The sequence below is a fragment of the Bartonella sp. PS17NMGDW genome (assembly GCF_042193555.1).
GTDB lineage: Bacteria > Pseudomonadota > Alphaproteobacteria > Rhizobiales > Rhizobiaceae > Bartonella > Bartonella grahamii.
On record NZ_JBHILY010000006.1, the window covers coordinates 130,329 to 136,637 of the forward strand.

General features: G+C 39.1%; 6 protein-coding genes and 1 pseudogene. 4 read left to right on the forward strand and 3 right to left on the reverse strand.

Translation table 11 applies throughout. From position 1 onward, the window contains the following. Position 1: 1 nt before the first annotated feature. The 3 genes from ACFIJK_RS05835 to xth form a co-directional block, all read right to left on the reverse strand. Complete coding sequence (locus ACFIJK_RS05835) at positions 2-754, reverse strand: amino acid ABC transporter permease (protein ID WP_375627146.1); 753 nt, start codon at positions 752-754, stop codon at positions 2-4. Positions 755-895: 141 nt separating this feature from the next. After that, a complete protein-coding gene (locus ACFIJK_RS05840) occupies positions 896-1,801 on the reverse strand; it encodes a transporter substrate-binding domain-containing protein (protein ID WP_375626581.1) in 906 nt (301 codons plus the stop codon). 122 nt (positions 1,802-1,923) lie between these two features. Beyond that, entirely contained in the window at positions 1,924-2,706 is a 783-nt protein-coding gene (xth, locus tag ACFIJK_RS05845) for an exodeoxyribonuclease III (protein ID WP_375626583.1), read from the reverse strand. 495 nt (positions 2,707-3,201) lie between these two features. On the opposite strand from xth, the gene rpsL reads away from it, so the two are divergent. The 4 genes and pseudogenes from rpsL to ACFIJK_RS05865 all read left to right on the forward strand — a co-directional run. Continuing rightward, complete coding sequence (gene rpsL, locus ACFIJK_RS05850; RefSeq protein WP_005773262.1) at positions 3,202-3,573, forward strand: 30S ribosomal protein S12; 372 nt, start codon at positions 3,202-3,204, stop codon at positions 3,571-3,573. Positions 3,574-3,591: 18 nt separating this feature from the next. Beyond that, complete coding sequence (rpsG, locus tag ACFIJK_RS05855) at positions 3,592-4,062, forward strand: 30S ribosomal protein S7 (RefSeq protein ID WP_015856589.1); 471 nt, start codon at positions 3,592-3,594, stop codon at positions 4,060-4,062. 24 nt (positions 4,063-4,086) lie between these two features. After that, on the forward strand, positions 4,087-6,171 hold the full coding sequence (fusA, locus tag ACFIJK_RS05860) for an elongation factor G (RefSeq protein ID WP_375627149.1): 2,085 nt from the start codon (positions 4,087-4,089) through the stop codon (positions 6,169-6,171). A gap of 62 nt (positions 6,172-6,233) precedes the next feature. Then, positions 6,234-6,309: pseudogene (locus ACFIJK_RS05865) on the forward strand (elongation factor Tu); the annotation flags it as partial.

Below are 6,309 nucleotides of genomic sequence, written 5' to 3' on the forward strand. Positions count from 1 at the left end.
TTCAATTTCCCTTTGTTTGAAAATTAGGAATTTTGAGTATTTGTTCAATGACGGTCATCACAATGAATACGAATAAGGCTATTAGAATATAAAGAATCGTAACAAGCAAATAGTTTTCGTAAACATGGCTTACCTCTTCAATTGCTTGGTATTGAAATTGCATGAGCTCGTTTATTGAAACGGCGAATGCTATAGATGAATTTTTTACAATGCCCATTGCTTCTGAAGTAAGAGGCGGCATAATTGTACGTATAGCACGTGGTAGTATTATATAGCGATAACTTTGATAAGTTGTAAATCCCATTGCCATAGCAGCATAACGTTGTCCAGAAGGAATCGCTTCAATGCCTGAACGAACCTGTTCTGCAATGCGTGCAGATGTAAAGAATCCCAATGCGCATGTTATTAAGAGAATGGGGGAAAATTTCATCGCTGGTGGATAAATCTTAGGAACAACAAAATACCACAAAAATACTTGTACAAGAAGGGGAATATTACGCATAATCTCTACCCAAATAGTACCGATAATGCGAAATATATAATTGATTATCGATGTTTTGGGTAAAGTGCGCATTGTTCCTATAATAACACCACACAATACAGCTAAGATAAGTGAAGTGATAGACAATATAACCGTATTTTTTAAGCCATCGAGAAGTGTATCTAAATAGGTATGACTTACGCCGGGAGTTCCCATGCATCCTGTTACCAGTGTTTGGGTAAGGTCATCTCTACAAAGGAAAGAAAAGTCCATTAATTGATATTCCCTCAAATTAGTCATTCACAAATAGGACAATAAATTAAGCGCATCTACATAGGCTAAATTTATTAAAAAGTGAATTAAAATATAAACCACACTCAATTTTTAAAGAGTGTGGTTCTTCTTTATTAAATTTTATAAATCTTTCTCTGTGTAGCTTTCTCGAGGCTTATTATTTGGGTGATCCCAAGCATATCTTGTTTGTTTTGACAAGGGAAGATTCATAACAGTGTTAGCAGGTGGAATCGGTTTCATAAACCACTTATTGTAAAGCTTTTCAAGTGATTCATCTTTAATCTGACGTACGATACTATCGTTGATTGTTTGTTCAAATTTTTTGTCATTTAATCTGAGCATACAGGCGATAGGTTCGACTGAAAGTACAGTATCAAGAATGACATAATCAGATGGATTCTTTGATTTAGCAATATGTCCAGCAAGAATTGAAGCATCCATAACAAAAGCATCTGCCTTACCAGATTCTAATAATAAAAAACTATCTCCGTGATCTTTCCCCTTTAAAACTTTAAACTGAATGTTTTTTGCACGTTTGTTTTTACGAATAAGTTGAACAGATGTTGTACCGGTGGTCGTTGCGACTGTTTTTCCATTTAAATCGTCAAGAGATTTAATGTTAGAGTTTTTCTTTACAGCAATCCGGACCTCTTCAATGTATGTCGTATAAGCAAATGCTGCTTCTTTACTGCGGGCAATATCATTTGTTGTTGAGCCGCACTCAAAATCATAGGTTTTATTTTTTAAGAGAGGAATTCTATTTTGAGAAGTGATGGGAAGATAATGAATTTTAATTGGTTTACCAATTTTTGTTGAGATATCATCAATGATACGTTCTGCCATTTCTGTATGAAAACCTACATATTTATTATTACCAAGGGCGTAGCCTAAACCAGATGATTCACGGACACCTAAAGTAATTTCCCCTGTTCGTTTTATTTTTTCAAGAGTATCATGTTCAGCATGCGCGACGCTTGTGAAACCAATGGCCGTTGCTGCAATAAACATTAATAATGATTTCTTCATTTATGTCCTCCATTCATTTATCTTTACTTTAGCTGTTTAAGATATACTGTTTACATGGTGTAGCATAGTTATTATGTTTGAGTGGAATTTTTTTGGTGTTTCATAATGGGGGGTGTACTTTCTTAATTGATATTAAGGTGAATCCAAACGGGAACGTGGTCGGACGGTTTTTGATATCCCCTTACTTCTGTTTGACTATGAGCGCAAATAAGTTGATCAACAGCTTCTGGTGATAATAATAAATGATCAATGCGAATCCCATTATTCTTAGGCCAAGCACCCGCCTGAAAATCCCAAAAACTGAAGGAGGGAGTATCGGTGACATTCCGGATAGCATCGTAAAGACCTAAATTAAGAATACGTTGAAATACTTTTCTTGTTTCTTGAAGAAATAAGGCATCTTGACACCATTCTTGAGGTTTTTTTGCATCTAATGGAGCGGGGATGACATTATAATCACCTGCTAGAATAAGGGGTTCTTCATACGCAAGCAATGATTTTGCATGTGTATATAATCTTTCCATCCATTCTATTTTATAGGAATATTTTTCACTCTCAATAGGATTCCCATTTGGTAAATAGAGAGATGCAACACGAACAACACCTTTGTTTGTTGAATAAACAGCTTCAATGTAACGTGTTTGCTCATCATTATCATTGCCTGGTAATCGACGGATCACTTCATCCGGTGTTTTTTTAGAGAGAATCGCAACACCATTAAAACTTTTTTGTCCGTGTGTTTCTATGTGGTAACCTAAATTTTCAATTGCATCGCGTGGAAAATTTTCATCAATACTTTTAATTTCCTGTAAACAGACTATGTCCGGCTGGCTTTGCTGCAGCCATTGACATAATGTTTCATGTCGTGCTTTTATTCCAGCAATATTCCACGTTACTATTTTCATGGCGCTCATCATTAGATATCAAGCATGTAATTCAATTTAATTTACTGCATTCATGTTTTATTACAGTCACATTGCTGCTTCTTTTATTTATAGGGATATTACTATGGTAAATTGATTTATCAAGAGTAGCGGTAAAAGCAAATTTAAAGTTTTAAAATTTAATTTATTTTCATTTTTAAAAACTTTCTGCTGTTTAGTTCTTGACGAATGTAAGTGTTCTCGCTATTAGAGATGGACATAACCGATGTGGATGTGATCAGGTGTTTTGGATATGAACCGGAAGATTATTCACAGGTGTTAAGAAGATTAAAAGCAAATGCTAGTGCAAAAGGCTATTGCCTTCTCTGCTTGTGGTCGGGTGAACTGTTATTTGCAGGTGTGCCCGATTTTGTGTGTAGACTTAGATATCTGTTCCAATTTTGTTGGAGTGGATAGAAATGAAATAGAAAAGCCCGATTGGGTGAGACGAATATAGATCGAAAAGAGGAAGGTTGCATGCCTACCGTAAACCAGTTGATTCGCAAACCGCGTGTAGCGCCAGTTAAACGTAATAAGGTTCCTGCTTTGCAGTCGAATCCGCAGAAGCGTGGTGTTTGTACGCGTGTTTATACAACAACGCCGAAGAAACCTAATTCTGCTCTTCGTAAAGTTGCTAAGATTCGCTTGACGAATGGATTTGAGGTGATTGGTTATATTCCTGGAGAGGGACATAATCTTCAAGAGCACTCTGTTGTGATGATTCGCGGTGGTCGTGTGAAAGATTTGCCAGGAGTTCGTTATCACATTATTCGTGGTTTGCTTGATACGCAGGGTGTCAAGAATCGTAAACAGCGTCGTTCAAAGTATGGCGCAAAGCGTCCAAAATAATATTGAGAGACAAAGCTAATGTCCCGTCGTCATAGAGCAGAAAAGCGTGAAATTAATCCAGATCCTAAGTTTGGTGATTTGGTTATTATGAAATTTATGAATGCCATTATGTTTGATGGTAAAAAATCAGTTGCAGAGCGTATTGTTTATGGTGCGCTCGATTCTGTAGAAAAAAGAGTAAAAACAGATCCTGTGGCTCTATTTCATCGGGCCTTAGAGAATGTTGCTCCTCATATTGAGGTTCGCTCACGCCGTGTTGGTGGTGCTACTTATCAAGTTCCGATTGATGTTCGTCCTGATCGTCGTCAGGCTCTTGCTATTCGTTGGTTGATTGCTGCGGCACGTGGTCGGAATGAAACGACGATGATTGAGCGTTTATCTGGTGAATTGATGGATGCGGCTAATAATCGCGGTTCTGCCGTGAAAAAGCGTGAAGATGTTCATCGTATGGCTGAGGCTAATCGTGCTTTTTCTCACTATCGCTGGTAGAAGTTTTAAACTAAGGCAAATATAATGGCTCGCGAATATAAAATTGAAGATTATCGTAATTTTGGTATTATGGCGCATATTGATGCTGGTAAGACTACGATGACTGAACGTATTCTGTTCTATACCGGTAAGAATCATAAAATTGGTGAGACCCACGATGGTGCTTCTACGATGGATTGGATGGAGCAGGAGCAGGAGCGCGGTATTACGATTACGTCTGCTGCGACAACGACGTTTTGGGAAGGGCGTGATGGTCGGAAGCGTCGCTTTAATATTATTGATACGCCAGGGCACGTTGATTTTACGATTGAAGTTGAGCGCTCTTTGCGTGTTCTTGATGGTGCGATAGCCTTGTTGGATGCAAATGCTGGTGTGGAGCCTCAGACGGAAACTGTTTGGCGGCAGGCTGAGAAATATCGTGTGCCTCGTATGGTTTTTGTTAATAAAATGGACAAAATAGGAGCTGACTTCTATCGTAGTGTGGAGATGGTTGGTTCTCGGTTGGGTGCTAAAGCGCTTGTTTTGCAGTTGCCGATTGGTGCTGAAAATGACTTTGAAGGCGTTGTTGATCTTGTAGAAATGAAGGCTTTAAAGTGGGATGGTTCTATTGGTGCCTCGGCGGTGATAAGTGAAATTCCCTCTGATTTAAGAGAGAAAGCTGAAGAATATCGCGAGAAATTGATTGAGATGGCTGTGGAGGTTGATGAAGCTGCGACAGAGGCTTATTTGGAAGGTGTTATGCCAACCAATGAACAGCTTGTTTCTCTCATTCGTAGGGGGACAGTAGAAGTTCAGTTTCATCCGGTTCTTTGTGGTACAGCTTTTAAAAACAAGGGAATTCAGCCGCTTTTGGATGCTGTTGTTTCTTATCTTCCTTCTCCAGTTGATGTTCCGGCAATTAGTGGTATTGATGTGAAGACTGAGACTGAGACGACGCGCGAATCTTCAGATGATGCTCCACTATCTATGCTTGCTTTTAAAATTATGAATGATCCTTTTGTTGGTTCGTTGACGTTCTGTCGTATTTACTCAGGTAAAGTTCAGAAAGGTATTTCTCTTGAGAATACTGTGAAAAAGAAGAAAGAGCGTTTGGGGCGTATGCTTCAAATGCATTCAAATTCTCGTGAGGATATTGAAGAAGCATTTGCTGGTGATATTGTTGCTCTCGCAGGACTTAAGGAGACGACAACAGGTGATACTCTTTGTGATCCTTTGAAGCCTGTTATTTTGGAGCGGATGGAATTTCCAGAGCCCGTTATTGAGATTGCAATTGAACCGAAAACAAAAGCAGATCAAGAAAAAATGGGTATTGCTCTTAATCGTCTGGCAGCCGAAGATCCTTCATTTCGTGTTAAATCGGATGAGGAATCTGGTCAGACTATTATAGCTGGAATGGGTGAGCTTCATCTTGATATTATTGTTGACCGTATGCGCCGTGAATTTAAGGTTGAAGCAAATGTTGGGCAGCCTCAAGTTGCTTATCGTGAGTCAATTACTAAAATGGCGGAAATTGATTATACGCATAAGAAACAATCGGGTGGTGCTGGTCAATTTGCTCGTGTAAAAATTATTTTTGAGCCTCATGATGGTGATGACTTTATTTTTGAGTCAAAGATTGTTGGTGGTGCTGTTCCTAAAGAATATATTCCTGGTGTCCAAAAAGGGATTGAAAGTGTTATGGGGTCAGGTCCTCTTGCGGGCTTTCCTATGCTTGGTGTAAAAGCGACACTCATTGATGGTGGCTATCACGATGTTGATTCCTCGGTTTTGGCTTTTGAAATTGCTGCTCGTGCAGCTTTTCGTGATGGAGCAAAGAAGGCTGGTGCGCAGCTTCTTGAACCGATCATGAAGGTGGAAGTTGTTACACCAGATGATTATGTTGGTGATGTTATTGGTGATCTCAATTCTCGTCGAGGACAGATTTCGGGAACTGAAGCGCGCGGTATTGCAACGGTTGTGAATGCAATGGTTCCTTTGGCAAATATGTTTGGTTATGTGAATACCCTTCGCTCTATGAGTCAGGGGCGTGCACAGTATACAATGCAGTTTGATCATTACGAGCCTGTACCTTCGGCTGTTGCTTTGGAGATTCAAAAGAAATACGCGTAATTTCAGGTTGGTAATTAATTTTTAACTTAGTCCTTGGCTTGGACGGAAAATGGAGAGCTCAGATGGCGAAGAGCAAGTTTGAACGAACAAAACCGCATGTTAATATTGGTACGATTGGTCACGTTGATCATGGGAAGA